Below are 2,004 nucleotides of genomic sequence, written 5' to 3'. Positions count from 1 at the left end.
TGCAGGCGGTGGGCGGTATGGGGCTGGTCCAACACGCTGTCGCGCTGCTTCCACTTGCGGATGGTGTGGATGCTGACATTGAAGCGTGCGGCCAACTCGGTAAGCGTGCCGACGGCGTGTTTGATTTCCTCGCGGATGGCGGGGGTAGTGCGGGCTTGTTTGTGCAGTTTGACGATCATGGGTTGGGTGCTCGGGAGAGTTGTAGCAGGATACCCATGACTTCTCGTGCGGTGTTCAGTTTGAGTAGCCGATTGCTTATATGATCGTCAGGGATGCGACACCTAACCAGCAAATTGAGTGGTGGTAGTTTCGAGAAGGGTGCTGTTTCAGCGGCATATGGCTATCTCTTTAATCAAGCTGTGCATGCGGCCTCAGATAGTGGTAGAGCCTTGAGGGCTGATGAGCGCGATTTCTATTCGAAATATTTCGCTAGTGATGTATTGAGTCGTGCTCGCGTAACCGAGGGGCGTGTGCCTTTCTGGCTCCCTAGTAATATGGATGGAATTACGCTAGGTAAACATATTTACTTCCGGAAGGATGTTTATATTCCTGGAGAGGCTGGTAGCGTTGAAATATTAGGGCATGAGCTGGTGCATGTTGAGCAATATGGCAAGGGTATGAATATATTTACCTACACATGGGACTTTTTGAAAAATGGGTATTCCAACAATAAATACGAAGTGGAGGCATATTCTCGCGGAAGCAGGATGCGGGCTGGCTATTGCTCAAAAAATCGATCTGCTGCTGGATGCTGATATGACTCGCCTTGTACGTTTCTTTGTATTTTTAGTGACTTTCTTCGCCGGGTGTAGCTATGCAGGCGTTCCTAAGGAGTTCTTTGCGGGCGATATTGCAACTCGAGCGGAAAGACTGTCAAAGTATTCGATGCCGGACCAGTGGGGAATTTATTTGTATGCAAATCAAGTAATTCATCCGCCTGCAACAGGGCTTGCATCTGTGTTGGCTAAAAGAGGCGAGCCGATGTTTCAGTATATTTTGAGGCGTTTGGATGATTCAGGTAATGATTTGGATTATCGAGATGCGATGGTTGTTTTTCAAAACATGCAATGGCGTGGCTCGTATTTGATTTGCTCGAATTCTGATGACTTGAGGCGTGTTGAGTCTTATCAGTATAAAATCAAGAGCCCTTCTTGGAGGGGTGTTTACTTGGAAATGTTTGGTAGGCTGTGTCGGGATGTGTGAGTAAAAAAGGATTTGTTACACAAATCAGGGCTTGTGTTCGTCCGGTAGAATGACTACGTGAGCAAGCCCTTCCCTCCCAAGCACGGTAGATACCGTCTTGCCCGTCAACAGATCTTGGCGTAATCCGCCCGATAGGGCTGGCGGGTTTTCCACCCCCCGAAGCACAAATGCATCAGCACGGTAGGTTGGGCTGAATGTAATGAAGCCCAACGTTTACCGCTAACGGCCGTGTGGCCGCATGCCATCATTGCTTTGCGGCCAACCTTGGTGGTTGGAGGTTAGCGGTGCGACACGAAAGGCAAGAGCATGAAATGCCGATCGAAGGATATTCTGGCTGGTGTATTGCTATGCGGTGTTGCTGGTTTCTCTCAGGCTGCGATGACGCTTATCACAAATAGCCCGCATGCTTGGCGGCTGGAAAACGACGTGGGGGCAGTGTTATGCAATGGTATACCGCTTCCCCTTGTTCATCAGCACGGTAGGTTGGGCTAAGTGGAATGAAGCCCAACGTTTACCGCGAGCGGCTGGCTGGGCCCGTGTCATCACCGCCTTGCGGCCAACCTTGGTGGTTGAGTGTGAGCGGTGCGGCACGAAAGGTAAGAGTATGGAATGCCGATCGAAGAATATTCTGGCTGGTGTATTGCTATGCGGTACTGCCGGTTTCTCTCAGCACGGTAGGTTGGGCGGGCCTGTCCGAATTTTTGTGTAAACGGGGTTTGGGTTACGCCTGTGGAATGCGTTCCTCGAACTGAATGGTAAAGCGAGTCAGCGCCGCCTTCCAATCCCGAATCGGCATGGTCC

At 50.6% G+C, this 2,004-nt stretch carries 2 protein-coding genes; both read left to right on the top strand.

Annotated features, from left to right (window positions below; genetic code table 11):
- Positions 1 to 272: 272 nt before the first annotated feature.
- Positions 273 to 755, top strand: coding sequence for an eCIS core domain-containing protein (locus tag PQU95_RS18430; RefSeq protein WP_272753353.1), 483 nt, complete (start codon positions 273 to 275; stop codon positions 753 to 755).
- 1 nt (position 756) lies between these two features.
- Positions 757 to 1,203: a hypothetical protein gene (locus PQU95_RS18425; protein WP_272753352.1), complete on the top strand. Its 447-nt coding sequence runs from the start codon at positions 757 to 759 to the stop codon at positions 1,201 to 1,203.
- Positions 1,204 to 2,004: the final 801 nt, after the last annotated feature.

Source organism: Vogesella aquatica, from assembly GCF_028548455.1.
Taxonomy (GTDB): Bacteria; Pseudomonadota; Gammaproteobacteria; order Burkholderiales; family Chromobacteriaceae; genus Vogesella; species Vogesella aquatica.
Note: the sequence above shows the minus strand (reverse complement) of the source record. Positions and strands in the feature narration are given on the sequence as shown.